General features: G+C 37.4%; 1 protein-coding gene. It reads left to right on the top strand.

The window, feature by feature from the left end; translation table 11 throughout:
• Window positions 1-484: 484 nt before the first annotated feature.
• Complete coding sequence (gene hfq / locus EI164_RS16155) at window positions 485-1,012, top strand: RNA chaperone Hfq (RefSeq protein WP_192520994.1); 528 nt, start codon at window positions 485-487, stop codon at window positions 1,010-1,012.
• The last annotated feature ends 373 nt before the right edge of the window (window positions 1,013-1,385 follow it).

The following is a 1,385-nucleotide window of genomic DNA, read 5'->3' as shown; positions in this document are numbered from 1 at the left end:
CGTCTATGGGCATCTCACAACTCCATTGTATTCTTGGTCGAAAACAATAGATTAGTGAGGTGCTCTTCTTTTTTCAATCACTTTCGAAGTTGAGAGTGGGGTGGAATATGAATTTACATATAGAAACTATGATGCATAAATTCATCAGAAAGTAGTGACAATTAGTTTCAAATCATAACGCAGATAACTGTTATAATTTTAATCTATCACAATGAATGCTACTGTATGGCACTACTGCTCCTCTAATCGTTACTTACTGGTGCATGTTGATAGAAATAAGCAATGACACAAGTAGTTACTTAATTATTTACAATAATAATGTATTCGCGATAAAGTGGAATCACTTAATAAGAGTTAGGATCTATTTAGATACGTTTTACAAAGATAGCTTATTATTGTATCTACCTTCAGCCATTATAATTAAAGCGACACTTAAAATAATTGGCGCTCAAAATATAACTATATAATATTTAGGAGAGATTTCATGTCAAAAGGACAAACTTTACAAGATCCGTTTTTGAACTCGCTGCGAAAAGATCGTATTCCTGTTTCTATTTTTTTGGTCAACGGTATCAAACTACAAGGCCAAATTGAATCGTTTGATCAATATGTTGTTCTGCTCAAAAATACTGTCAGTCAAATGGTCTATAAGCATGCTATTTCAACGGTAGTTCCAGCTCGCAACCCTCGTAGTAGTACATCTCCAAGCACTAGTGCTCAACCCCAAAGCGCTCCAACTGGTTATCAAGGTGGTGGCTTTGAACGTGGTAGCAACCCTGCTAGCGCAGGTGGTTTTGAAGAGCGTGGTTTTGCTTCTAACCGCAGCGGCTTCAATCGTGGTGGTTTTAGCCAAGGTCAAGAACGCGGCTTTGAACGTGGTAGCTTTGGTCAAAGTCAAGAACGCGGCTTTGAGCGTGGTGGCTTTGGTCAAGATCGTGGCTTTGAGAACCCAGCAGATAACGGTGGCTTTGAAGACAGGTCAAACGATGGATCTAATGACAACAATGGCTAAATGTTTACATGCATGATTGGAGGTGCATTGTTAAGACCTAATTTATTCGATTAAGACCTGCTTTTATAGTGGGTTTTTTTGTATAAATAAGTGTATGACAATGCATCTAGTATAGATATAGTTCAAAGAAATTCTACATGGCTACGATGGTCTCTTTTCTAGATGTAGTACTTGTACAATCTGTAGTCAGCTGCTTTACACCCACTTGATGTTTCTTTGACTATAGTTATTTATGTTATTTCTTTCATGTGACGGCAGTTAATTTATTACCGTTTTTGAAATGAAGCCACGCATTAGGCATAGTGTAGTAAAATATCTGGTGGTGTTCTAAAAAGTATGCTGGCATCAGACATAGCCATAATTGACATAGAAG

The sequence above is a fragment of the Psychrobacter sp. FME13 genome (assembly GCF_014861395.1).
Lineage (GTDB): Bacteria > Pseudomonadota > Gammaproteobacteria > Pseudomonadales > Moraxellaceae > Psychrobacter.
Note: the sequence above shows the minus strand (reverse complement) of the source record. Positions and strands in the feature narration are given on the sequence as shown.